We start from the raw sequence: 23,991 nt of genomic DNA on the forward strand, positions 1-23,991 counted from the left end.
CTAGTTTGTCCTTAAGGACTGAGATATGTCTGAGAAGGGTCCCGATGTGTCCTACTCCTCGGCAGGGAGGCGTCGGGCAATCGGTAGATTCCACCGTCGCCACAGGGCCAGAACACGCAGCCCCGTCGCGGCAACGGTGCCGATGACCAGGCCGAGATTCTCGGACCATCCGATTGCTTCGGTCACCGCAACCGCCGCCGAACCCAACAATGCCGGGACCGCATACAGATCGCGCCTAAGCAGCAACGGAACCTCGTTGACCAGGACGTCTCGAATGACGCCGCCCGCCACAGCTGTCGTCACACCGATGAGACAGGCCGCGAGTGAACTACCCCCGCTCTCCAACGCGATCGTCGCACCCGTCGCCGCGAACAACCCCATTCCGAACGCGTCGAAGAGCAGCACACCTTTCCAGACACGATCGATGACCGGATGCGCAACGAACACCAACAGCGATGTGATGAGCGCGACCGTAAGGTTGGGCCACCGATCCAGCGACGTCGGCGGGTGGATCCCGAGCAGGAGATCGCGGATGATGCCGCCACCGACTCCCGTCGTGATTCCGACGACGCACACACCGAAGAGATCGAGGCGTTTACGAACACCGATCAGAGCGCCCGACGCTGCGAACGCCGCGATTCCCACATAACCCAACACATCCACGAGCACCCGGTAAGCGTGCCATGGGCGCATCCACCACCGCTGTGGCACGCTGAGTTCATTCGAGGAGCGCCACAGGAAAGGTTGGGTTCACGTTGCCGATCGTCGACAACGCCGTGTACGTCGACGGCAAAAGGACAGCCAACCCAGGCAGTCTCGACATCACCTACGATGTGATGCGAGAACGCAAAGGGATGGCCTGGATCGGCATGTACCGCCCGGGAGTCGACGAAATCGACTCCGTCGCAGACGAATTCAGCCTCCACCGCCTGGCAGTCGAGGATGCCATCGCCGCACACCAGCGTCCGAAACTCGAACGGTACGACGACCAACTATTCGTCGTACTTCGACCTGCTCGGTACATCGACGAGACCGAGAAGGTCGAATTCGGCGAACTCCACATCTTCCTGGGCCCAGACTTCATCATCACCATCAGGCACGCTGAATCACCGGACCTCAAAGTGGTGCGCGAACGACTCGAGAAGACACCCTCACTGCTCCGCCAAGGTACCGAGGCTGTGCTCTACGCCATCCTCGACCAAGTCGTCGACGAGTACGAACCCGTAGTCGAAGGACTCCAGATCGACATCGACCAAATCGAGGACCAACTGTTCTCGAGAGACGAATCGGTGTCCCGACGCATCTATACCCTCTCCCGTGAGGTCACCGAGTTCCAACGCGCAACCGGGCCGCTGGTGACGATGATCGAGCACCTCGCAAAAGGTTCGGACAAGTATCACGTCGACATCGAACTCCAACGCAACCTGCGTGACGTGCTCGACCACTGCGTTCGGATCGCAGAACGCGTCGAAACATTCCGATCGAACCTGCAGAACGCACTCTCGGTCAATTCGACGATGGTCGCCCAACAGCAGAACGATGAAATCCGCGCCATGACGCAAGTCAGCCTGGAACAAAACGAGCAAGTGAAGAAGATCTCGTCATGGGGCGCCATTCTATTCGCGCCATCACTTATCGCCGCGATCTACGGAATGAACTTCGAGGTCATGCCGGAACTGAGTGTGCACATCGGATACCCGCTTGCACTGCTGGCGATGGTCCTCTGCTCGAGCGCACTGTATGTGACCTTCAAGCGACAGAAGTGGCTATAGCTATCTTTCAGAAGCTGAAGCCCCAGTTGTACGGACTGAGAACCACCCGAAACCAGACACCGGCATCGGCGTCGAACGTGCAGGGGACGAAGACGATCGACTGCGACGCCTGCTCCAGCACCTGCGCTTTCGAACAGAAATATTGACCACCCTCACCGGACATCTCTGCTCTGTAGACCGGACCCACATGCCAGGGCGCTGCCTCCGCCGTCGCCGATCCAAGGGCCATCGGCACGGCCGCCAATGCCACCAACACATTTCAGATGGTCGAGGACTTCGACGACAATTATTGGTCGGTCTTTCGCGCCGAGGAACGCCGAGTGCGGGATGCGTTACAAGATGGCAAGAGGCATATCTTCGAATCCGAGATGAAAGAGCGGCGACGCACCCACGGCCGCCCTGGCCATAGTTCGCGCCCTGACCTCTGAAGGCCGACTCGAATGGGGGCGGACCGCCAAGAGCCGATGGTGGGTACACGATTGATACCCCTGCTATCTGGGTAGCTTCACCGAATGAGCAATTCTTATCTGAGCACGTCCTGGATTACCCGTCGACCTGCAGAAGCCCCGACGGCATGAGCACAAGTACTTTCGCCCTGGAAATCCTTCCCGAAGAATTGCTCCGCTCGGCAGTGGACTTGATGGTGCGGCTAGTCGAAGCCGCGGGCGCAGTGGTCATCTTCACCGGGGCGATGATTGCAGTCTTCGGATTTGTTCGGGCACTGCCACAACGCAATACCGACGCTTTCGTGCCAGTAAGGCTGCGGCTTGGGCGATTCCTCGCCCTGGGTTTGGAACTGCAACTTGCAAGTGACATTTTACGTACCGCGATCTCGCCAAGTTTCGACGAGATCGGCAAGCTGGCGGCGATCGCTGCGATACGTACCGCGTTGAACTATTTCCTCGCCCGCGAGGTAGCAGCTGAACAACGCATTATCGATCGCCATCGCGAAGCCAGCAACGACTCCGACGCATCCGATGACCGACCATGAGTACATTGCTGACCGACCTGACACCGCTCATCGCAGGCATCGGCGTCGTCATCGCGAGTGCCGTACTCGTCAGAACCCATAGACTGTCCGTAGCGCTTCCCGTATTACTCGATTTTCTACTTGCCGCTGGCCTGCTGCGGCTCACTGCCGCAGCGCCGTGGCGGGCGATCATTACTGTCGCGGTGATAGTGCTTCTGCGAAAAGTCGTCACCTGGTCACTTGGACGAACTGCGCCCACCCCAGGATCACAGCTCGCCGTCCGGTGAACTCAGCCGTCTTTGGCCGACTGCATGCAAGTCGGCTACAGCGTCTTCAGAGGCATGCTCAGAGCGCGCTGGATCAGCGAAGTGAAGCGCAAGGTTTCCGCCCGGCTTCCTCCGGGCACATCGAAGTATGACTCAGACCTCGATGTGGTTCGACCGGCCGAAACGCCAACCCTACGATTCGGTCGATTTCGGGCAGCGATACGACACTGTTATCGTCGGCGCCGGCCTCACAGGCCTGATCACCGCGCTCCTATATGCGCGTGGCGGTGACAGCGTCGCAGTGATCGAAGCCCGCACACTCGGAGCCGTCACCACCGGCAACACCACCGCCAAAATCAGCATTTTGCAGGGGGCCAAGCTGTCTTCGATCGCGTCGAAACATACCCAACAGCAGGTGCGCCGCTATGTGGATGGCAACATAGCCGGCCAGACCTGGCTGCTCGACTATTGCGCGTCCCGAGATATTGCCGTCCAACGCGAGACCGCGTACACCTACGCCACCAGTGCAGCGGGCCTGAAATCGGTGCAAGAAGAAATGCGGCTTGCACTCGCGGCGGGAATCGACGCAAGTTACACCACCACGACCGAATTGCCCTTCGACGTCGTCGGTGCAGTATCGGTTCCGAACCAAGCCCAATTCGACCCCATGGATGCCATCGAAGCCCTCGCTGAGGACGCCGTCACCGAAGGTGCCCACATCACCGAAGGAATTCGGGTACGCGGGGTGCACCGCCGGCTACGGCACGTCGACGTCACGACCGATCGCGGTACGGTCCGCGCCGGCCGAGTCGTATTAGCAACCGGGACACCGACGCTCGACCGCGGCGGATTCTTCGCGCGGTTGGAACCACTGCGTTCGTATGCAGCCGCGTACGAGATCGAAGGGCCGGTCCCGCGGGGCATGTACATCTCCGCGGACTCACCGAGTCGTTCCCTCCGATATGCCCCCACTCCTACAGGTGATCTGCTACTCGTCGGGGGCAACGGACACGTCGTCGGCCGTGAATCATCTCCGCAAAGCCAAGTGGAGGATCTGGACAAGTGGACCGCCGAAAACTTCCCCGGTGCCAGCCGGCGGTATCGCTGGTCTGCGCAGGACTACGAATCCATCGATGTCCTGCCCTACGCAGGTCCGCTGCTCCCCGGGGACGACCGCATCTGCGTCGCGACCGGTTACGACAAGTGGGGAATGACCAACGCTGCCGCCGCCGCAATGGTGTTGGCGCAGAGGGCTTTCGGCGGCGATCTTCCCTGGGCCGGTGCATACGACAGTTGGAATGTGCGTCAGCTCACCGGTGCGGTCGAGGCCGTTCGACTGAACACCAATGTCGCCGTGAACCTGACCAAAGGATGGATCGCCCCCTTATCCACAAGCCCGCAGTCACCGCCACCGGCGGAGGGACAGGGCAGGATCGAACGCGGGGTAACACCCAAGGCTGTCTGCACGGTGAATGGTGTCACCCACACGGTCTCGGCGGTCTGCCCACACCTGGGAGGCATCGTTGCATGGAACGACGCCGAAATGTCCTGGGACTGCCCATTACACGGCTCCCGCTTCGCCGCCGATGGGACCGTCCTCGAAGGCCCGGTCACGTCGAACCTTTCGCCACGAGATAACTGAAGGCAACCATGGGCCAGTCCCGCAGTCTAATTTTCGCCTGAACCGCTTACGCCCCTTCGGTGTTCGTAGACGGCATGGCTGTCGGTGCATCCTCGATGCGGCGCCAAGACAGTGCTGCGGCAGAACCGACTACGCCCAAAAGTGTGCCGATGAAAAATCCACCGAAGTTGGCGGCAGGCAGAGCCACAAGAGCCAACAACATCGCCACCACACCTGCTGGAACACGCGCCCCCGGCTGTAGCAGTACCGTGCCCGCGCACACGAGCATCAACGATCCGAGCAGAAGCGTCGACACCCCGGAAATCGTACTGATCGAGATGAGCAGATCACCGACCCGAATTGTCGCAAAGGCCGGCAGCAACAAACAGAGCCCCGAAACCACGAGTAGGGCACCACCCCAGAACGGACGGGACGCACGCCACGATCGAAAGCGTGCACTGCGGGACTGTGGCAACGGGTTGTTCAGCACGACGCTTCGCGTCCCTCGACGCTCACGGCGAGGCCTTGCAAGGACGCCCCTGTCGCGGCGAGCGCAATGACATCGACGGTGGTCACCGCTGCCGAAGACTCACCGACGGTGATCGCGGATGTCTGCGAACCGGTCACCTCACCAAGCGCACTTGCATCGAGACCTAGTCGCACATCAGCGACGGTCAATGCCCCACCGACAGACGCGGCGTCCAATACAAGACTCTCGGCTGTGGTGTTGTCACCGGGAACGCGCGCAAAGAGTGTTACATCTCCGATGAAGGGCAGCCCTCGCGCCACTGTGGACAGGCAGACGTCCGTCAGTTGTACCTGGTCGATTTTAACGGCAATGCTGGGCTGTTCACCTGCAGCAGTGCTCACTGCTCGTGGGTATACAGTAATTCCCTGTGCGCCGAGGGCAGATATCGTTGCAGTGAACGGTTGACCGGACAGCGCCAGGTTCATCGGCAGTTGACCGGTGGCAATGCCACCACCGATGATCGTCACTCCCAGCATGCCAACACCGGCGATAGCGAAGAAACGTCCACGCCGGATTGCGCCCTTAATGATCGAACCCGAGCGGTGTGAGGTGGGCAAGGCGCATCGCGACCATCCCTCTGAGCTGCGGGTAAGCAATTGTCACGGTATGCCGATCGTGTAGTAGTAAATTTGATTACAACGTTAAGGACGGTGAGAGGCAAATTGCGGGCGCAATGGCCCCTTTACGCACGCAGTTCGCCTCTCGGCTCGCCGATCTCGGGCGTTGTCGGTCGGGACTGCCACTGCGTCGAATTGTCGTACCGCCTGGGAACGGTCCAGAAACGGCCAAATTCTTCGTCGAACGATTCTGGGGAGAACGGACTGTGGCCCCCGGCTGGGTAGCTGGTGAGTTCCCCGACTACGATGCGACTGCCCACGACATAGAGGTCGACTCGCACGAAGTCCGTTGACCGCGCGAGACGTTCGGCGACGTCGATCATCTCGCCCAAAAGCTCGGGCTGCGGGTAAGGCGGATCGGCGTGGGGAGGGCCCCCACTCAGGGGCAAATGCGTCCATGGTTTGCGATAAAAATCCTGGGTGCGTCGCCCGAAACGGCCGGTGTCAACTTGAATGAACTCGCATCGGCCGTGGAAGACGAACAGCTTGTAGTCATCGGCGACTCCGCCGCCGGGCCCAGTCAGCAACTCCTCGACAATGATTCTGCGGGGAATGCGGCCGTAAGCCCATTCCCGGTTGGGGCCTTGCCCATACAGCTGGTCGAGCCAGTAACTGGCGATCTCGACCAGCTGGCCACGGTCGACGCGGCCGGGACGTACATGGGTATAGGACCAGCACGCCTCCACCGGAGGCAGCGACGCTACTGGGTCGGCCTTGTCCGAGACGACGACAACCGCACCACTGCCGTGCGTGGGTTTGGAAACGTATTCGGTGGGCAGGTCGATCTCAGCCAACTGACCGGGGTCATCGAGCAGCGCATAGGCAGCGGGTAAGTACCCCTCTCCCAACACCGATGTGACGTAGCCTCGCATCGCCGCTTTGTCTGCGAACTCCACCAGCAAGTCTCGGTGATCTCTTAACATCTTGTATTTCACTTTGTCGGTGAAGGTGACCGGACGCCTGGTGCGCAACAACCGCCAGCCCCGCACCAACGTGCTGCGTTCGCGCCACCTGGCGTACCTCATCGACGCTCCTGAAGTGTGCGTGCCGAGTGAGACGGCAGTCGACGGTGGTTCACGCGTGCAGATACGACGACGTAGATACCTGATGGGGCCAGCGTGAGCGCAGAGGAATCACCGGGTGCGCAATCATCTGCCGGTACAGCTGCAGGTACGCCTCCAGCATGGTCTCCGCCGAGCAGCGGCGCACAGCGTGCGCGCGTACTTCGGTGCGGGAAAGCGAGACGGTCCGCGGTATCGCTGCGGCCAAAGCGTCGACGTCGTCGATGGGAACCAACGTTCCGCTCTCGTTGGTGACGATCTCTGGTATCCCGCCGCGGGCGAATGCCGCCACCGGAGTGCCGCAGGCCAGCGCCTCAGCCACTACCAATCCGTAAGGTTCATCCCAGGTCGGGGTGACGAGGGCTGCTGCTGCCCCGCCCACCAACGCCGCCAATTCTTTCTGTTCGAGATGGCCGACGTACGTACACTGCGGACCCAGGCGTGGACCGATTTCACGAGAGAAATAGTCCGGGTCGGAGACGGGACCGGCCATTTTGAGTGGATAACCAGCGATCTCTGCGGCTCGGATCGCTAGATGCGGGCCCTTTTCCGGGGTGAATCTGCCCGACCACACCAAATACGGGCCCCCCGCGCCCTGATGCCAGCTGCCCACGTCGACGCCATTGGGGACGATATCGACGTCGTCGACAATGCCGTTCCACATCGACGCGGTGTGATAACTGACGGCGGCGAACCGTGGGCCCATTCCTTTGAACGTGGCGATGGCCGACTCGATCCACGGGGTGGGCGGAGTGTGCAGAGTGGTCAAGAACGGCGTGGACAAGCTCGGTGCCATTGCGATGGGGAGATAGTGAAGGCTGTGATTGTGGATGACGTCGAAGCGCCGGTCCGACGCCAAATCCAGCATCAGCTGCTGGTACGCATGATGGTCGGACATGAACGCGTCGGCAGGCATCGACACATCCGCCTTGGCGCGCTCGCTCAGGCTGAGGTAATCGACGCTCAAGCAGGAGCTGTTGAGTCCCGGATCAGAACCTGGACCCGCAAATAGTGTGACCTGATGACCGGCATCGGCGAGCGCGTGGGCAAGATGCCAGGTGTGCGCTTCCAAGCCGCCGGCAAAAGGCTGTTTGATCGGAAAGCGGTTCGAAGCGATAAGTGCAATGCGCAAACTCTCAGCACTCATGAACGTCGACAGTCTTGTGCTGAACTCGACTGACCCATGTCCGACCGCCCACGTCCATCCCTTCGTCATTTTTGGCCGCAGCACCTGCGCGGCAAGATCGGTTAATACCCATCTGAGAGGGCCACAAACTCTGCCGACATTCATGGGCGTTCCGCGTCACTATTGTCGCGCTCAGGATTGTCACGGACGCCGGCAGGGTAGAACAGAGTAATGACGATTACTTTGCGGCACACCGCGCCGGCTTTGCCTGCGCCTTGTGGAGAGTTGTCCAACGCCGTAGTGCGAGTTCTGAGCGGCAAGATCGATACGAGTACGACGGACTTGCCACTGTCGGTTCCCGAGGCGGCGGCATCCTCCCGCGATCTGCACCTGGCCTTGACGGTCTGCTACGAGCTCCACTACCGAGGATTCCAGGGCGTCGACGACGCCTGGGAGTGGAATCCGGACATTCTGCGTTTTCGAGGCATGCTCGAGAGCACGTTCTTGGCTTACCTTCGAGACAATGTCGAGCCTGGCACCGACGCGGTAGCCGAAATGGAAGCCCTGTCGATCGAGCCCAAGACAGGAAACGGTCCGTCCTGGTTTCTGCAAAGTGAGGGTTCGTGGGTGCAGATGCGCGAGTATTTCGCGCACCGATCGATTTACCATCTCAAAGAGGCCGACCCACATGCGTGGGCAATCCCGCGACTACAAGGCCAGGTCAAAGCGTCGTTCGTGGCCGTGGAGTTCGATGAATACGGCGGCGGCCGCAGCGATCGCGCCCACCAGCAACTGTGGGCCAATCTGATGGATGCAGCAGAAATGAACAGCACCTACCTGGGGTTCATCGACAAGGTTCCCGCCGAAACCCTGGCGTGGGTGAATTTGATGTCACTATTCGGACTTCACCGCGGCTTGCGCGGTGCCACCGTCGGCCACTTCGCCGCCACCGAAATCACCTCTTCGCCGGGTTCGGCACGATTCGTCGCCGGACTCGAACGTCTCGGTGCACCCAAGCCGTGCATTGCCTTCTACGCCGAACATGTCGAGGCCGATGCGGTGCACGAACAGATTCTCCGGCACGACGTGGTCGGAGAGCTGATCCGCACCGAGCCTCATCTGGAAAAAGACATCGTATTCGGGATGCGTGCAATGGCTTTCGTGGAGGACGCGCTTGCCGACAAGATCATGTCAGCCTGGGGTAAAGGCGCGAGTTCGCTACTGTAAACCGAATGATGGCTTGCGCCGCAGAACAGTTCAATTTTGCTGCGGCGACTGCGTTGTCGTGTGGGGTGCGGCAGCTCCATCGTTCAATCAATAAACTATTGACTGCGACGAGTCATCCTCTGCCACCGAGAGCCCTCCACGGCCGATTACGGTGCTGCTTTCTCGTAGATCGGTGTTTTTTCAGATCCTGGCGCCACTGAACTGACCTCGACGCCCGGGTAGTTTCGGACCTTCTGCTGGAGTACACGGTGAGCCCGCGCAGTGCCCATTTGGAGGCAACGTACATGTTCTCGCGCTGCGAGGCTCTGCCACGGGCATTGAGCGGCTCAGTGTTTGGTTCGTCGTCGACAGGGGATGCACATCGGTGTGAATCAACCGGTCCCAACATCGCGTCCAGGCCCGTCATGACAACAAGTGAGAATGTGCTGGAGGTATATCGCTACGCGTTCGACTGTGCCCGAAGCGGGGACGGGACGTGGCTTGCAGCGTTCATCGAGGCAGGTGGGTCTGCCGATCTGACGAACGACAAAGGCGACACACTGTTGATCCTCGCGGCGTATCACGCTCGCGTCGAGGCCGTGTCCATACTTCTCGCTGCCGGCGCCGATGTCGAGCGGGTCAACGACAACGGGCAGACGGCGTTGGCTGCTGCGGTGTTTCGACGTTCACGCGAGCTGGTCGAACTTTTCCTGACGGCAGATGCCAACCCGGACACCGGTACTCGGTCAGCCACCACGATCGCCACGTTCTTCGGTCTCGACGACATGGCTGAGCTGCTGACCGAGCACCGGTGAGCCTCACGTTTACCTTTCGGTTGTGACCTACTGCTTCGGTGCTGGAGACGAAGGCGGAACTGCTGAAGCCATCACCGCCGGGGCTCTGTCCCACGCCCGATGCAGACCGACAGCGTCGAGTAACGCGTCGTTGAACGCTTTGACCGCCGTCTCTCCGACCACGACTCCAGCGTCGGCTGTCCCAATCCCTGCCTGTTCGAGCACGGCTGTGCCATCACCCCAGGCACCGATTGCCTTGCAGTGACGAAAAGCTTCCTGCAGCAGGACGACCAGCTTGATATCGGTGGACGGCGTAGTACCGCCCGCGACAACGAACGCATCGAATTCGATAGATCGAACCGTCAAGAAGGTCCGCTCGATTATCTGCGTGTGAGCAGCCTTGCCGAGCACTCCGCCGACAGCGGCGATGACGTGCACCGTCGCCCCACGTCCCTGCGCTGCCGTCCTCAGCTTGTCGATACCGGACAGGTCTGAACCACTGTCGGCGATGACGCCGATCTTCCGGCCCGCGATCGGACCCGGGGTATCGATGATCTGGGACAGCGCGGGGGAAACCACGACATTCTCCGCAGGTGATCCGTCCGGAGCGGGCAGTCCCAGCCCCGCAGCGACACGAGCGCAAAGATCGGCATCGACGTTGGCCAACACCCCGAGTTCGCGTTCCTTGATCGACTGCTCGAATACCTTGCCCAGTTCGAACGTGAACGCCTCGACGGTGTGATCCTGCTCCACCGAGGTGAGGCTGCGGTAAAACATGGTCGCTTGGGTGAAATGGTCATCGAAGGACACTGGATTGGCGCGTACCGCTCGGCCCTCGATGAGACGCTCGGTCTGGACGTATCCGTGATCTTCCTTGCCTGCCGATGTCGGTGCCCCGCCGTCGATGGAGTTGTCCTTGTAGGGCGCAAGACCGGTATGAACCGCGCTTTGATGTAGACCGTCGCGGAGCATGTCGTTCACGGGCGCGTGGGGCCGGTTGATCGGCAATTGCGCAAAGTTGGGTCCGCCGAGCCTGCTGATCTGTGTATCGAGGTAAGAGAACAGACGGGCCTGTAGCAGCGGGTCGTTGGTGACCTCGATACCCGGCACGAGGTGGCCTGGGTGGTACGCGACCTGTTCCGTTTCGGCGAAATAATTGGTGGGGTTCGCATCGAGGGTGAGCTTGCCGATGGGTTGCACCGGGACGAGTTCCTCGGGAACGAGTTTGGTGGGATCGAGCAGGTCGATGCCCTCGAAAGTGTCGGTGCCGTCGTCGGGCATGACCTGGATGCCGAATTCCCATTCCAGAGGTGCGCCGGCTTTGATGCCGTCGGCCATGTCCCTACGGTGAAAATCGGGATCGACTCCTGCCGCGATCTGAGCTTCCTCCCACACGAGCGAATGCACTCCGGCAACGGGCTTCCAATGAAACTTCACCAATCGAGTCTCGTCATCGGCGTTGGTCAACCGGAACGTGTGGACTCCGAAGCCTTCCATCGTGCGGTAGGAACGTGGGATGCCGCGATCGCTCATGTTCCACATGACATGGTGGGTCGCCTCGGTGTGCAGGGAGACGAAGTCCCAGAACGAATCGTGCGCAGACTGGGCCTGCGGAAGTTCGATGTCGGGTTGGGGCTTGCCGGCGTGAACGATGTCGGGGAATTTGATGCCGTCTTGGACGAAAAAGACCGGCATGTTGTTTCCGACGAGGTCGAAGGTGCCTTCGTTGGTGTAGAACTTGACGGCAAAACCGCGAGTGTCGCGGACGGTGTCGGCGGACCCACGAGAACCCAAGACATTCGAGAAACGTACGAATACGTCGGTTTTGGCGCCCTTCTCCGCGAGGAACCCTGCTTTGGTGACGGTCTTCGCGGAGCCGTAGGACTCGAAGGTCCCATGCGCGGCAGCGCCGCGTGCATGTACTGCTCGCTCCGGGATGCGCTCGTGATCGAAATGCATGATCTTCTCGCGGAGATGGAAGTCCTCGAGGAGCGTCGGTCCGCGGTCACCGACTTTGAGTGAATGGTCGGTATCCGGGAGGCGTAACCCCTGCGCAGTGGTCAGGAATTCGCCACTTTGTGCGGTGCCACCGTCAGGGGCGCCCGCTGGACCGACGGGTGCGGGTCCACGCTGATCGGGTCGGGGTGTCGGGGGCATCGGAGCCTTCTTCCGTTGAAGTCGTGGGTGCCTGTCGGCGGTGAGCCGTCCGCAGGCGGACGGCGAGGATCTCGTCACGGGCTGGCTGCTGAACCGCGTGCGTCGGTCTTACCCCGAAAGGTAATTTAGTACGCATCACACGAGCAATTAATCAACCGGTTGCTTGTTCCGCCAGTAATGCCAGTCGGTGTAGGGCTTCGGAGTTTCGTGGGTGAACGGCGGCATGCTGCAGTGAGTCCGGAAGCATGCTGAAGGGCTTGCTCACAGCGTGTTCGATCATCTGAATTCGGCAGCCATACGCTTGCGGATGCAACCGAAGAGTGATGTGTCCGGTCCCGAATGGCAGAGCACGGGCCCGCAGTTGCAGTTCCCGTCCCGGCTGGGAGTCGAGCACGGTCGTGGTGTCATCGAGCACAACGGGCCATACGCCGACCGAGTGATGGATCGCCGAGCCAGGTGCCGGCCATTCGCTGTCGACAGCGCGGATACGGGACGCACCCACCACCCACATTGCGTACTTCCATCCATCGGCAAGCACCGACCACACAGCATCGGCACTCGCATCGGTGATTCGTTCAGTTCCAGACGACATACCTATGATGATGACTCAACTCGTCGATACAGACGATAGTTTTATGGCGTTCCTTCGACAGGTTCGCCCGCCTGCAACGCGGGAGAAACTTAACCATCGCCAAGGAGGTGCCAGGTGACCGCTACACAAGAACGCTCGTTTCCATCCATCAGCGTCCACGACGGTGTTTATGCGCCCCAAGAGGACTCGTACCTTCTGTGCGCGGAAATCGCTGCGCATAGCGCAATAGCCCGCGCTCGGGTTCTCGACCTGTGTACGGGCAGTGGCATCGCCGCCATCCAAGCCGCACGGTGCGGCGCCCGCGAAGTGATGGCGTACGACATTTCCGAACGGGCCGTCGCCTGCGCGCTGGCAAACGCCGACACCAACAATGTCGATGTCGACGCCCGCGTAGGAACCCTTTCCGACGCATCGCATCATGCGCCGTTCGATGTCATCGTCTCCAACCCCCCGTACGTACCGTCGCCGCAACCTCCTGCCGGGATGGGCCTACACCGAGCCTGGGATGCCGGAGACCGCGGGCGCGTCGTACTGGACCTACTGTGCACCAACGCATTCGACCTCCTCACTCCAGGTGGCGCGATACTTTTAGTACAGTCCGAATTCTGTGGAATCGAAGAGTCCCTCGACAAACTAAGGGAAACGGGCCTCGACGCCGAGGTACTGCGCCGTCGAACAATCGACTTCGGCCCCGTTCTCCGCGAGCGCGCAGAATGGATGGAATCGACCGGACTGATCGAGGTCGGATGTCGCCGCGAGGAACTGATCGTCATCGAAGGTCGCAGGCCATGAGTTGAGGGAACGTCGTCAGCCATATCTCCGCTGCGGCCGTGCACGGGCTGGACCTGTGGAACAACAAGTTTGAGGTAGTCCACCTGACGTGTTGGGCCCAACCGGTGGGGGCCGCGCCTCTACTCGACACATACACGCGCGCACAGGTATCGAGTCAATTCCGCTGGACGAAACTCCGACGATGCCCCTCGCGCGGACGGTCCTCGACTGCGCACGATCTGTGGACTTCCGTCATGCTGTAGTGATCGGCGCCTCAGCATTGCGTGCCAACAGGCTCACCGAGTTCCTCTACGACACCTCGGTCAGTCGGACGTTCCCGTTGTCGTCGATGCTCCACCCGGGGTTGTGGCAGATTTCCCAGATCAATCCGTTGGGGTCTGCGAAGTGCCCGTGGTATCCGCCGAAGTCGGCGCGACGAGGCGACTTGATCAGCGTTGCACCGGCTTCCACGGCTGCTGCAACAACTGCGTCGACCGCATCGGGGCTGTCGACATTGTGGGAGAGCGTCAGCCCGCTGACCGACGCCGGGCCACCGCTTCGTCCCATGTCTTCTACGAACTTCTGGGCGTCGAACAGCCCCAGCACCAACCCTGGCGCGGTCTGGAAGAAGAGGATGTCGCCCGGCACATCCAGCAGGGGCGTCCACCCGAGTCCGTCGCGGTAGAATGTGCGCGCAGCGTCGAGGTCAGGAGTTGCGAGGGTCAGGAAGTGAATTCGCTGGTCCATACCCTCAGTGTCACACCATTGGGCACCTAACGAAAGAGCCCTGCGACGAACGGGATCGAGTCTGCCTGCGAAGCGAGCATCGCGCCGCTGTGGTCGGTGGGATAAGTGTGCAGCGTTACCGGCTGACCGTTGGCGATCATCTGGGCAACCAACGAAAGCGCTGACGGCGCAGGCACATCCGTGTCGTAGAGACCTTGAGCGATGAACACCGGTCGGTCGTAGCCGGTGAAGGGAACACCCATGTAGTCGTTGATCAGTCCGTAGAAGTTCGGTATCTCGTTGAGCGGGCGGGAGAACAAGTCGCCGCTGACAATGCCGTCGAACTCTTCTTCAGCTTCGAGGACGCAGAGTGTCTGAGCTCGATCGACGGTCTCGCGTCCGAGAGGCGTCAGGTAGGAGTCGAGGTCGATCTCCGGGTGAGCCGAACGCAACCCCGCAAGGATGTAGAGCAGGTACGTCGTCACGCCTTTACCGACGGCGATGGGAAGAAATCCGGGGCCTGCGGGAAGTAGCGCAAGTTCGATGTTGGCAGGCACCCCGGTCCCGACGCCTCCCCGGTAGTCGAGGTCGGGGCCGCCGAATTCGGAAGCGTAGCGCGCGGTGGTGATTGCGGCACCACCACCCTGTGACTGCCCGACGACGACCCACTTGTCGGACAGTGACTTCTCGACGGTTCTCGATGCCTTCACCGAATCGACGACGTTGTGCGCCTCCAGTTTGCCGTCGAGGTACGACATTATGCCGGGGGTTCCGAGCCCGACGTAGTCCGTCGCAGCGACCGCGTATCCCTGCTCGAGCCAGGTCCCGAGGTACTGCCGATCGCGCGCTGGATCGGGCGGGCCGACGAGGGACGGTGTGCACTTGTCGTCGAGACCCGATGTGCCGTGGGCCCAGGCGATGACGGGCCAGCCGCCTTCGGGGGCATTCCCCTCGGGGACGAAGAACGCTCCGGTGCTCAGCGCGGCCGCACCGTCGGATCCGAGAGTCCAATAGGTGATTCTTTTGGCATCGCCTGCGCCCGGCAACCACAGTTCCGAGGCAAGATCTTCTACCGCGACAACGGTGCCGGGTGAGGTGTTCACCTCGTCTGCACTGGCGTACGCGGCCGACCCTGCTACGAGCAGGACGGCAACTGTTGTGACAGCGGCGAAGTGGCGTACAGCGGTGAGCATGGCAGGAACTCTAGCGCCAGAAGTATCGATTCCGACCGAATCAGACGCCCCCGCCGAACAAAGTTCCGAGCAGGTAGGTCGCGCCGGCAGCTCCGTAACCGATGGCCAATTGACGCAGCGCTCGCTTGACGGGTGGCCCGCCACTGAGAAGGCCCACGATGAGCCCAGTACAGATCAACGCAATTCCAACCAGTACCGACGCAACCACAAGTGCTGCAACGCCTTCCATGCCCACGAGGTACGGCAACACTGGGATGACCGCGCCCGATGCGAAGAAGCAGAAGCTCGCGATTGCAGCCCCAAAACCCGTGCCGACGGATTCGTGGGCGTCGGCCGCTGGACCCATGTCGTCGTCTCCCGTCAGCCTCTGCAGTACCTTCGATGCTTTCGACTCGGCCTCGTCCGAGCTCATTCCACGTGCCCGATAGACCAGTGCCAATTCGTTGGCGTCGACGTCGAGGTTGTGCAATGCATCGCGCGCTCCCAGGTCGGGTGACGAGGCTTCGAGCAGTTCCCGCTGCGAGCGCACCGAGACGTACTCCCCTGCCCCCATCGACAACGCCCCTGCCAGCAGGCCAGCGAGTCCCGTCAGCAGCACAATGTGGTTGGAGACCCCGCTGCCGCTGATGCCCAGCACCAAAGCGAGGTTGCTCACCAACCCGTCGTTCGCGCCGAACACTGCTGCACGGAACGTCCCCGACAACCTGTTGCGCCCACGTGCGGCCAGAGCCCTGACCACTTCGGCATGGATCTGCTCGTCCGCGATCATCGCTTCGGTCGCGTCGCCATCGAGTGCATACGGTGACCTGGACTCTGCCCGCTGCGCCAACGCCAGCACGAACACCGAACCGAACCGCCGCGCCAGCACTCCCAGCAGTCTCGTCCGGAGATCGCCCCTCAGAGGCGTCCCGACGCGATCGCCCAGCAGTGTGCGCCAATGTCGCTCGTGCCGACCCTCGGCTTCGGCCAGGGCGAGAAGGATTTCTCGCTCCTCACCGCTGCGACGCTCAGCGAGATCGCGGTAGACAGCGGCCTCTGCCAACTCATCGGCGAGGTAGCGTCGCCACCGTTTGACGTCTTTGGCTGACGGGGCAGGTTGGACCATGGAGTCAACCTACCGGCGTCTACCTCGGATCGTAGACACCCATTGACACTGCCTTGACCAACCTGCGTGGCACCCGAAAACTATTGCCGTCTACCCGCACGGTCACAAGGTCCGGTACCACTGCCTTCCACTGCGCCCGCCGATTGCGAGTGTTGGAGCGCGACATCTTTCGTTTCGGCACGGCCATGTTTCAGGCACCTTTCCTGGTTCGACGTCCATAACGCTTTTCGAACTTCTCGACGCGCCCCTGGGTGTCCATGATTCTCGTGGCACCGGTCCAGAACGGGTGAGATTCGCTGGTGACGTCGACAACCACGAGCGGATAGACGACGCCGTCCTCCCACTCGACATCGCGGGCGGAGGTGATGGTGGAGCGGGTGAGGAACTGCGTTCCCGTACCCGCGTCCCGAAACACCACCGGGTGGTAGTCAGGGTGGATACTCTTTTTCATTCTGTTGCCTCTCTGTTGACGTCCGAATAAGGGGATTGGATTCTGTCGCAGGGATCTTCGTGACTGTTTCCGAATGGGTCCGCCCACGTGATCCACTTTTCGCGGTTCAGCATTTCCTCGTCGGACACCAGCGCCCACCGCAGTGTTCGATCGATCTCCGACGGATCGGCAGTGTGGACCAGCACCACGAGCGAGGTGTCACGATCGCCGAACTCCTCATCCCACCGCAGTGCTGCCATCGCCCGCCTTGTGAAGTCGGCACGGTTCAGTTCACTGGAGTTCATCGCCGCCAGCCACTTCCCCGCGCTTGCGACGTGCAAGCCCCCACCTGCTGATTCGACCCACAGAGCCTCGTTCGGTTGCGTCGCCACCCAGGCTCGCCCACGGACACTGACGACGCCGGCGAGCAGTACGTCGACGGCCTCGTGGAGCCGCTCTGGGTGGAACGGACGTGATGCGGTGAACTCGACGAGCGAAACGCCACAGTCCTCGGTGAGTGGCGGCTGCCCTCGCAGCAGCGGTGAGTGCGCATCGGACACCGCACCGCGTCGCGCGTCGAAAGGCACTGCGCTGAGCAGCATTTCACCGTCGACGATGGAATCGACATCGATCCACGCAACGGGGGTGCCTGGCGCGAGCCGCGCCAGGACTGCGGCGAGCGGTCCCCGATCCCAGCTTTCGACGTCGAAGCCTGCCGTGACGACGAGCGCGTCGGCGTACTCGACCTGCCCGACGACCAACTGGGCAAGCGTCCGCTCATCGTCGTGACTGGCTGGCGCACCCCGGTCGGCGAGGGAATCGTCGCCGGTCGCGTCGTCGAGCCACGTGGCCGCGTCGAGACAATTGATGACGGCTTCGATGCGGACGTCACGCGAGGCCGGTCCGTCGACCCGACCGATGATGCCTTCGACGACGACGTGACGGATCGCCCAGCACAACATCGCAGGTTCGAGAGTCGGGTCCATGGCGAGAACGATGCGGTGGGTGGAACTGCGGTTCGAGAGCGTGCGGAGCAACGGCAGCAGGTCTTGGCGCAGAGTGCAGGAAACGCATCCGTGCGCGAGTTCGAGGATCGTCTCGCGCGGCTGCTCTCCCGTCGTATAGATGGTTCTGCGCACGACACCCTCGCGTACGCGGTCGAGGTCGTGGCGCACGGTGACGGTTCCCTCGGTGAGAAGTGAGGTCACCACCGCATCCATGGCTCCGGTCCAGCCGGACACGAGTACCACCGGTATGCGGCGGTCCGTGGGGAGATTCACTGAAGCCCTTTCTTCGACAATGATTGTCATTGCGTCCTAAGGCACGCTACATTCGTCGTGTCCCGTTGTCGAATACGATTTTCATTACCGATAGAGAGGGGCGCGTATGTCCGCGCATTGCCAAGTGACGGGGCGAAAGCCGGGATTCGGCAAGTCGGTTTCGCACTCACACGCCCGAACCAGCAGAAGGTGGGACCCCAATATCCAACGGAAGACGTACTACGCCCCCAGCCTCGGCCGGCGCGTCACGCTGACCCTGTCCACCAAGGGCATCAAGACCATCGACCGCGACGGCATCGACGCCGTCATCACCCGGATCCGCACCCGAGGGCACAAGATCTGATGGCCATCATCACCAAGCCCCCCAAGCATGATTCCGGGAGCACGGAGACCCGAGTGGCACTGCCACGTTTGCCGCATGTTTCGAGTCCGGTACGATTGCGCAATCGCGACGCTGCGGATGGACCTCCGCGCGGTTACCTGCGGAAGTGTGGACTCTCACGCATCGACATGTGCGAGCCCGCGCGCCGCGAGGAGCTGCATGGCGTCCATAAGTCGAGCTGGTAAGGGAAAAGGTAGAGATGGCAGTCAAGAGAGCACCGTCGAAGAAGGTCCGCGCAGAGGTTGGCCGTCGACCCAAGAAGAATCCGTTGAACGCCGCCAAGGTCACCACGGTGGACTACAAGGACATCAACCTTCTTCGTCAGTTCATTTCCGACCGCGGCAAGATTCGTAGCCGTCGCGTCACCGGCCTCACGCCGCAGCAGCAGCGTCAGGTCGCCGTCGCAGTGAAGAACGCTCGTGAGATGGCATTGCTGCCGTTCACCAGCCGCTGATCACAGTCTTTTCAGAAAGGCCACGCATCCTTCGGGTGCGTGGCCTTTCTCGTGAGCCACTAAAGTTGGAGGCGCCCTACTACCGATCCGAATCGAGACCCTGAAACCTTCATGTCCGGAGTTCTCGAAGGCTTCACGGTCATCTTCGTCGTCATCGCGCTGGGATACATGCTGGCGCGACTCGGGGTTCTCGGTGACCACGGCCAATTCGTCCTGAGCCGACTCGTATTCTTCGTCGCGACCCCGGCTCTGCTGTTCGTCACGATGGCGACGTCGGATCTCGCGGTTATTCTCTCGCCGACCCTCGCAGTCGCCGGGGTTTCCGCGCTGGTGGTCGGATCCATCTATCTTCTCATCGCCAAGCTGGTGTCGAAACGACCTACCCCGGAAGCGACGATCGGCGCCCTCGCCTCGTCGTATGTCAACGCCGCGAACCTCGGAATCCCGATCGCCGTCTACGTGCTCGGCGACGCAACTTTCGTTGCCCCACTCCTACTCTTTCAGATCATGATCTACTCGCCGCTTGCGCTCACGATTCTCGACATCTCGACGATGGGCAAGAAGGCGTCACTGCGCAACATCCTCATCGCGCCGTTCAGAAATCCGATCGTGCTTGCCGGCGGACTCGGCCTCGCTCTGTCCATCACCGGACTCGAACTGCCCGAAGCCCTGATGCAACCCTTCGAACTCGTCGCGGGAACCGCCGTCCCCGGTGCATTGCTGGCCTTCGGTCTGTCGCTGTACGGGACCCGGGTACTCCAGAAGGGCGTCAGTCCGCGGCGAGACGTAGCACTCGCCACCGGCTTGAAGATGATTCTGCAACCCGTCCTCGGCTACCTGTTGGCTCGGCTCCTCGGCGCGGAGGGACACGAGCTTTTCGCCATCACCGTCATCTCCGCTCTCCCCACCGCGCAGAACGTGTTCGTCTTCGCCAGCCGATACAACCGCGGCGTCGTCATGGCCAGGGACACAGCCTTCGTGACAACACTTCTCTCGATCCCTGCCATCGCACTCGTCACGGCATTGTTGGCCTGAGGACAACTCTTGCGCAACCCAAAGGTTCTACTCAGCTCACGGCGCTACCTTGGAAGCATGAGGTTTCTGGCTGCGGGAGTACTGATGTGCATCCTGCTCGTCGGCTGCGCAAGCGAGGCGACGACGGCAGGCAGAGTCGACGTCGAAACCACGAGCAGTCCGGCCGCCACCGACCCGATGCGCTCCCCTAGTTCCCCACCTGTTCCCGTCGAGGTCCCTGTCGGAGAGGTCGGGACGATGTTCGAATCGACACCCGAACTGATTCGCGCAGCGCCGACACCGTTCGAATCGTGGAGTCAGATTTCTCCCAACACCATCGCCATCCACTTCGTCACCGGGACGCCTGAGTGCTACGGCGCGGACGCGAAGGTCACCGAAACCGATACCGAAGTGGTGATCGCACTCCGGACAGGCACACGTCAGGAAGCGGCAGACAAAGCCTGCATCATGGTGGCCGTATACGGCACGATGCAGATGACATTGCACAGCCCGCTCGGAGATCGCACCGTCGTCAACGCGGCATGACAGTCGAGAAAGCCCACCAAAGACTCAGGATTTCCGACGCCGCTTCAGATAGTCGCTGACCACCGCTGCTCCGAGACCATCCAAATCGGGCGCAATGACCCGCCCACCGACCCGTTCGGCCATCCGATCGACGACACGTGCAAGCCCCGGATCGTCACCAAGACGGAAAATGGTCACCTGCGCACCGAGTTTCGCAATATTGTCCAGCTCACGGACCGTGAGACCCAGAGTGCGCGGACTCGGCGGATAGTCGAAATACGCATTCCCGTCCGGCTCCAGATGCGCCGTCGGCTCGCCATCCGTCACGATCAGCACCACCGGCTGAGCGTTGGGGTGTCGTCGCAGATGCCGACCCGCCAACAGCAAGGCGTGGTGCAGGTTCGTGCCCTGATCGTAGGCACCGTCCAGGCCCGCCAACTCCGACGCCGTCAACTTCTGCGCGTGACGCCCGAACCCGATCAACTGCAGATCGTCGCCCCGAAACCGTGTGCTCACCAGATGCTCGAGCGCCAACGCCGTGCGCTTCATCGGCACCCACCGGCCGTCCATCACCATCGAGAAAGACGTATCGACGAGCAGCGCGACGGCCGCCTGCGTTCGAGTTTCGGTCTCACTGATCTCGACGTCCGTAACCCGCAAGGACACCGGAAAACTCGATCCTTGGGCCGCCGTGCGCAACACCGCGTTGTTGACCGTACGCGTGACGTCCCACGGCTCGGTATCACCGAACTCCCATGCCCTCGACGCCCCGGTCGGCTCCCCCATCGCGCCTGCCTTGCGGGTGTCTCGCTCGCCACCGCGTCGGGAAATCTTGCCTGCGACATCGCGGAGAGCCGACTGTCCGAGCTGACGCATCGCCTTCGGAGACAGCCGCCATTGACCGTCGGCCCCCTTGTCCATGAAACCTTGCTGCTGCAAAGCTTTTTCGAGTTCCGTCAGCATTCGCGCATCCGCTGCCGCTTCCGGGCCGAGCTGCTTCAAAAGCGATTCCGCATCGATATCGTCCAGCGCAGCACCGTTGTACTGTTGCGAGAGTTGGTTTCCCAGATTCTCGAGCTCCGCGATGTCCTGTAGCGCACCCGTGCCATCGCCGAGGCCCATACCGTTATCACCGCGGAAGTTCTGCGATCCGTCCCAATCTTCACCTGGCCTTGCCTGCTGCAAGTTCTCATCGAGTTGGTCGAGCTGGCTCAGGAGATTCGAATCACCGAAAGCCTGTTGCGCCAGCGCATCCAGCTCCGCCCGCTGTTCCGGACTGAGGGAGTTCCTGAGGCGCTGAGCTGCCGCTGCCCGCTGCGCAAGCGAGTCGAGGAGCTCTTCCACATTCTGCGGGTTCTCCGGGAAGTGCTGCCCATGCTTGTTCATGAACTCGTCGAACTGCGCGTCCGTGTCCTCGCCCTTGTTGTGCGCGTCGAGCAACTCGTTCAGGTCTTTCAGCATCTCGCTGATCGCCTGCCGGTCCTCATCGGTCGCACCTTCGAGCGCTTTCTTCATGCCGGCGAAGCGTTGATCGAGCATCTCGCGACCGAGCAGATCTTTGATCTTCTCGTAGTTCTCCCGCGACTCCGGCGAGCGCCAGTCGTAGTCCGCCAGTTCCTGCACTGCCTGCGCGGTGGACGGTGAGAGATCGCCGATCTGCATCTCCTTGAAGCGCGCATCGTCGTCCAGTGCGCGAGCGAGCGTCTTGCGTTCTTCGAGCACGGCCTTGTCGAGGAGCGCGCGAACCTCCTGAAGGGTGCCGTCCAAGTTGTTCTTACGCAACATGTCTCGACGACGACGGTTGGCCTGCGCCGCGAGATCGTCGAGACCACGCATGTTCTGCGTACCGCGTCGCAGCATCTCTTGCAGAGCCCTGCGCGGAGACGCCCCTTCCAGGACATCGTTACCGATCGATTCGAGTGCTTCCCTCAGATCGACCGGAGGAGCCAGCGGATCGGGTCCTCCGTGATATCGACCGTATCTGCTGGCCGACATCAGCTGTACACCGTCTGACCGTCTTCGTCTGGATCCTTGGCGATCCGGCGGGCCAGATACAGCCCTTCGAGTGCAAGTTCGGTTGCCGCGGCCCGCTCGCCATCGGAAGAAGCATCGAGCCGATCCGAAACTTCGTCGAGCACCTCGAGATCGGGAAGCTCTCCGAGCAGCGCTTTGGCGGTGATCCGGTCACCTGTCACCACTGGCTCGCCCTGCTCGATCGCTGTCACCAACGGGGCCAGATTGATTCCGCCGAGTCGCTCACGGACGGTATCGGCCGTTGCACGACGCAGCAGGTGCTCGAGCACCTCGACCTCGCGGCCCTCTTCCCCCGATTCGAACTCGACCTTGCCGCGCAGAACCTCGATGATCGTGCCCAGATCCACCGGACGCGCTACTGCATCGGCCTCGCCGAGCACGGCAGCGCGATGAACGGCCGCAGCCGAGATGGTCTCGGCCGCCGCGATCGCGAAGCGCGCTGACACACCCGAACGCTGATCGATCGACGGCGATTCACGCAGAAGTCGGGTGAAGCGCGCCAGAACCTCGAGCAGATACGACGGGACCGTCGCTGTCAGCTCGGCCTCCTGCTCGATGACCGAGACCTCGTCGCCCAGCACGATTGGGTAGTGCGTGCGGATCTCCGCGCCGAAACGGTCCTTCAGCGGCGTGATGATGCGTCCACGATTGGTGTAGTCCTCAGGGTTCGCACTCGCGACGAGCAAGACGTCGAGGGGCAGCCGGAGGGTGTACCCGCGGACCTGGATGTCGCGCTCTTCCATGACGTTGAGCAGTGAGACCTGGATGCGCTCGGCGAGATCGGGGAGTTCGTTAATCGCGACAATTCCGCGGTGACTTCGTGGAACCAGCCCGAAGTGAATGGTCTCCGGATCACCGAGGCTGCGGCCTTCGGCGACCTTGACCGGGTCTACGTCGCCGACGAGGTCTGCAACAGAAGTATCGGGTGTCGCCAACTTCTCTGCATACCGCTCGCTGCGATGGCGCCAACCGATGCCCAGTGCCTCGCCGAACTCGGCGGCTTTCCTGATACTCGCCGGAGTGATCGGCTCGTACGGATGCTCGCCCAGCTCGGAACCCTCGATGACTGGCGACCACTCGTCGAGCAACAAGTGCAGAGTACGCAACAGACGCGTCTTGCCTTGGCCTCGCTCCCCGAGAAGAACGACGTCATGGCCGGCAATGATGGCGCGCTCGAGTTGTGGCAGAACCGTCCTGTCGAAGCCGACGATTCCCGGCCATGCGGACGTCCCTTCACGAAGGGCGTCGAGCAGATTGTCCCGGAGTTCTTCCTTGACCGAACGCTGTACGTGTCCGGATGAGCGCAGTTCGCCGACGGTGGTCATGCCAGGTTTGGTAGAGGTCACTTCACCACGTTACGAGCGTT

27 protein-coding genes and 1 pseudogene are annotated in these 23,991 nt (G+C 61.6%); 12 read left to right on the forward strand and 16 right to left on the reverse strand.

The window, feature by feature from the left end:
- Nucleotides 1-51 precede the first annotated feature (51 nt).
- Entirely contained in the window at nucleotides 52-669 is a 618-nt protein-coding gene (locus tag O1W68_RS00935) for a trimeric intracellular cation channel family protein (protein WP_186629273.1), read from the reverse strand.
- Between the two features lie 86 nt (nucleotides 670-755).
- On the opposite strand from O1W68_RS00935, the gene O1W68_RS00940 reads away from it, so the two are divergent.
- Complete coding sequence (locus O1W68_RS00940) at nucleotides 756-1,772, forward strand: magnesium and cobalt transport protein CorA (protein ID WP_269301031.1); 1,017 nt, start codon at nucleotides 756-758, stop codon at nucleotides 1,770-1,772.
- 7 nt (nucleotides 1,773-1,779) lie between these two features.
- On the opposite strand, the gene O1W68_RS00945 is transcribed toward O1W68_RS00940, so the two are convergent.
- A complete protein-coding gene (locus O1W68_RS00945) occupies nucleotides 1,780-2,028 on the reverse strand; it encodes a hypothetical protein (RefSeq protein ID WP_269301032.1) in 249 nt (82 codons plus the stop codon).
- Nucleotides 2,029-2,346: 318 nt separating this feature from the next.
- Between O1W68_RS00945 and O1W68_RS00950 the strand changes: the two genes are divergently transcribed.
- The 3 genes from O1W68_RS00950 (at nucleotide 2,347) to O1W68_RS00960 (ending at nucleotide 4,650) form a co-directional block, all read left to right on the forward strand.
- The gene (locus O1W68_RS00950; protein WP_269301033.1) at nucleotides 2,347-2,763 is read left to right on the forward strand and encodes a DUF1622 domain-containing protein; all 417 of its coding nucleotides are present in this window, start codon (nucleotides 2,347-2,349) and stop codon (nucleotides 2,761-2,763) included.
- The gene (locus O1W68_RS00955; protein WP_269301034.1) at nucleotides 2,760-3,029 is read left to right on the forward strand and encodes a DUF1622 domain-containing protein; all 270 of its coding nucleotides are present in this window, start codon (nucleotides 2,760-2,762) and stop codon (nucleotides 3,027-3,029) included. Before O1W68_RS00950 ends, O1W68_RS00955 begins: the two co-directional genes overlap by 4 nt.
- Nucleotides 3,030-3,156: 127 nt before the next feature.
- Nucleotides 3,157-4,650 (forward strand): FAD-dependent oxidoreductase, encoded by a 1,494-nt coding sequence (locus O1W68_RS00960; protein WP_269301035.1) that lies wholly within the window; start codon nucleotides 3,157-3,159, stop codon nucleotides 4,648-4,650.
- A 46-nt stretch (nucleotides 4,651-4,696) separates the two neighbouring features.
- On the opposite strand, the gene O1W68_RS00965 is transcribed toward O1W68_RS00960, so the two are convergent.
- The 4 genes from O1W68_RS00965 to O1W68_RS00980 form a co-directional block, all read right to left on the reverse strand.
- Nucleotides 4,697-5,119, reverse strand: coding sequence for a DUF6114 domain-containing protein (locus tag O1W68_RS00965; protein ID WP_269301036.1), 423 nt, complete (start codon nucleotides 5,117-5,119; stop codon nucleotides 4,697-4,699).
- Complete coding sequence (locus O1W68_RS00970; RefSeq protein WP_269301037.1) at nucleotides 5,113-5,634, reverse strand: DUF6230 family protein; 522 nt, start codon at nucleotides 5,632-5,634, stop codon at nucleotides 5,113-5,115. Before O1W68_RS00970 ends, O1W68_RS00965 begins: the two co-directional genes overlap by 7 nt.
- 206 nt (nucleotides 5,635-5,840) lie before the next feature.
- Entirely contained in the window at nucleotides 5,841-6,800 is a 960-nt protein-coding gene (locus O1W68_RS00975) for an ATP-grasp fold amidoligase family protein (RefSeq protein WP_269301038.1), read from the reverse strand.
- A gap of 49 nt (nucleotides 6,801-6,849) precedes the next feature.
- On the reverse strand, nucleotides 6,850-7,983 hold the full coding sequence (locus O1W68_RS00980; RefSeq protein WP_269301039.1) for a glycosyltransferase family 4 protein: 1,134 nt from the start codon (nucleotides 7,981-7,983) through the stop codon (nucleotides 6,850-6,852).
- 210 nt (nucleotides 7,984-8,193) lie between these two features.
- On the opposite strand from O1W68_RS00980, the gene O1W68_RS00985 reads away from it, so the two are divergent.
- Both O1W68_RS00985 and O1W68_RS00990 read left to right on the forward strand, forming a co-directional pair.
- Nucleotides 8,194-9,189, forward strand: a complete 996-nt coding sequence (locus O1W68_RS00985; RefSeq protein ID WP_269301040.1) for an iron-containing redox enzyme family protein — start codon at nucleotides 8,194-8,196, stop codon at nucleotides 9,187-9,189.
- A 404-nt stretch (nucleotides 9,190-9,593) separates the two neighbouring features.
- A complete protein-coding gene (locus tag O1W68_RS00990) occupies nucleotides 9,594-9,983 on the forward strand; it encodes an ankyrin repeat domain-containing protein (RefSeq protein ID WP_269301041.1) in 390 nt (129 codons plus the stop codon).
- Between the two features lie 27 nt (nucleotides 9,984-10,010).
- Here O1W68_RS00990 and O1W68_RS00995 read toward each other — a convergent pair whose 3' ends face one another.
- Nucleotides 10,011-12,119 (reverse strand): catalase, encoded by a 2,109-nt coding sequence (locus O1W68_RS00995; protein ID WP_269301042.1) that lies wholly within the window; start codon nucleotides 12,117-12,119, stop codon nucleotides 10,011-10,013.
- Nucleotides 12,120-12,270: 151 nt separating this feature from the next.
- A complete protein-coding gene (locus O1W68_RS01000; protein WP_269301043.1) occupies nucleotides 12,271-12,711 on the reverse strand; it encodes an SRPBCC family protein in 441 nt (146 codons plus the stop codon).
- 114 nt (nucleotides 12,712-12,825) lie between these two features.
- Between O1W68_RS01000 and O1W68_RS01005 the strand changes: the two genes are divergently transcribed.
- Nucleotides 12,826-13,503, forward strand: a complete 678-nt coding sequence (locus O1W68_RS01005; protein ID WP_269301044.1) for a HemK2/MTQ2 family protein methyltransferase — start codon at nucleotides 12,826-12,828, stop codon at nucleotides 13,501-13,503.
- A gap of 288 nt (nucleotides 13,504-13,791) precedes the next feature.
- Here O1W68_RS01005 and O1W68_RS01010 read toward each other — a convergent pair whose 3' ends face one another.
- The 6 genes from O1W68_RS01010 to mrf are packed head-to-tail and all read right to left on the reverse strand — an operon-like array spanning nucleotide 13,792 to nucleotide 18,216.
- The gene (locus O1W68_RS01010) at nucleotides 13,792-14,229 is read right to left on the reverse strand and encodes a VOC family protein (RefSeq protein WP_269301045.1); all 438 of its coding nucleotides are present in this window, start codon (nucleotides 14,227-14,229) and stop codon (nucleotides 13,792-13,794) included.
- Nucleotides 14,230-14,255: 26 nt separating this feature from the next.
- Nucleotides 14,256-15,401: a lipase family protein gene (locus O1W68_RS01015; RefSeq protein WP_269301046.1), complete on the reverse strand. Its 1,146-nt coding sequence runs from the start codon at nucleotides 15,399-15,401 to the stop codon at nucleotides 14,256-14,258.
- Nucleotides 15,402-15,441: 40 nt separating this feature from the next.
- Nucleotides 15,442-16,506 carry a VIT1/CCC1 transporter family protein gene (locus O1W68_RS01020; RefSeq protein WP_269301047.1) on the reverse strand — a complete coding sequence of 355 codons (1,065 nt, stop codon included), beginning with the start codon at nucleotides 16,504-16,506 and terminating at the stop codon, nucleotides 15,442-15,444.
- 19 nt (nucleotides 16,507-16,525) lie between these two features.
- On the reverse strand, nucleotides 16,526-16,693 hold the full coding sequence (gene rpmF, locus O1W68_RS01025; protein ID WP_269301048.1) for a 50S ribosomal protein L32: 168 nt from the start codon (nucleotides 16,691-16,693) through the stop codon (nucleotides 16,526-16,528).
- Nucleotides 16,694-16,696: 3 nt separating this feature from the next.
- Nucleotides 16,697-16,957 (reverse strand): type B 50S ribosomal protein L31, encoded by a 261-nt coding sequence (locus O1W68_RS01030; RefSeq protein WP_136169768.1) that lies wholly within the window; start codon nucleotides 16,955-16,957, stop codon nucleotides 16,697-16,699.
- Nucleotides 16,954-18,216 carry a ribosome hibernation factor-recruiting GTPase MRF gene (gene mrf, locus O1W68_RS01035; protein ID WP_442972257.1) on the reverse strand — a complete coding sequence of 421 codons (1,263 nt, stop codon included), beginning with the start codon at nucleotides 18,214-18,216 and terminating at the stop codon, nucleotides 16,954-16,956. Before mrf ends, O1W68_RS01030 begins: the two co-directional genes overlap by 4 nt.
- Before the next feature lie 106 nt (nucleotides 18,217-18,322).
- Between mrf and rpmB the strand changes: the two genes are divergently transcribed.
- The 5 genes and pseudogenes from rpmB (at nucleotide 18,323) to O1W68_RS01060 (ending at nucleotide 20,612) form a co-directional block, all read left to right on the forward strand.
- The gene (gene rpmB / locus O1W68_RS01040; RefSeq protein ID WP_269301050.1) at nucleotides 18,323-18,559 is read left to right on the forward strand and encodes a 50S ribosomal protein L28; all 237 of its coding nucleotides are present in this window, start codon (nucleotides 18,323-18,325) and stop codon (nucleotides 18,557-18,559) included.
- A 44-nt stretch (nucleotides 18,560-18,603) separates the two neighbouring features.
- Nucleotides 18,604-18,783 (forward strand): annotated as a pseudogene (locus O1W68_RS01045) (30S ribosomal protein S14); the annotation flags it as partial.
- Between the two features lie 14 nt (nucleotides 18,784-18,797).
- On the forward strand, nucleotides 18,798-19,052 hold the full coding sequence (gene rpsR, locus O1W68_RS01050; protein WP_084347795.1) for a 30S ribosomal protein S18: 255 nt from the start codon (nucleotides 18,798-18,800) through the stop codon (nucleotides 19,050-19,052).
- A gap of 111 nt (nucleotides 19,053-19,163) precedes the next feature.
- Nucleotides 19,164-20,087 carry an AEC family transporter gene (locus O1W68_RS01055; protein WP_269301051.1) on the forward strand — a complete coding sequence of 308 codons (924 nt, stop codon included), beginning with the start codon at nucleotides 19,164-19,166 and terminating at the stop codon, nucleotides 20,085-20,087.
- Between the two features lie 57 nt (nucleotides 20,088-20,144).
- Nucleotides 20,145-20,612: a hypothetical protein gene (locus tag O1W68_RS01060; protein WP_269301052.1), complete on the forward strand. Its 468-nt coding sequence runs from the start codon at nucleotides 20,145-20,147 to the stop codon at nucleotides 20,610-20,612.
- A 24-nt stretch (nucleotides 20,613-20,636) separates the two neighbouring features.
- Here O1W68_RS01060 and O1W68_RS01065 read toward each other — a convergent pair whose 3' ends face one another.
- Complete coding sequence (locus tag O1W68_RS01065) at nucleotides 20,637-22,586, reverse strand: vWA domain-containing protein (RefSeq protein ID WP_269301053.1); 1,950 nt, start codon at nucleotides 22,584-22,586, stop codon at nucleotides 20,637-20,639.
- Entirely contained in the window at nucleotides 22,586-23,950 is a 1,365-nt protein-coding gene (locus O1W68_RS01070) for a sigma 54-interacting transcriptional regulator (protein ID WP_442972273.1), read from the reverse strand. Before O1W68_RS01070 ends, O1W68_RS01065 begins: the two co-directional genes overlap by 1 nt.
- Between the last annotated feature and the right edge of the window lie 41 nt (nucleotides 23,951-23,991).

This window comes from Rhodococcus sp. H36-A4, assembly GCF_027158005.1.
Taxonomy (GTDB): domain Bacteria; phylum Actinomycetota; class Actinomycetes; order Mycobacteriales; family Mycobacteriaceae; genus Rhodococcoides.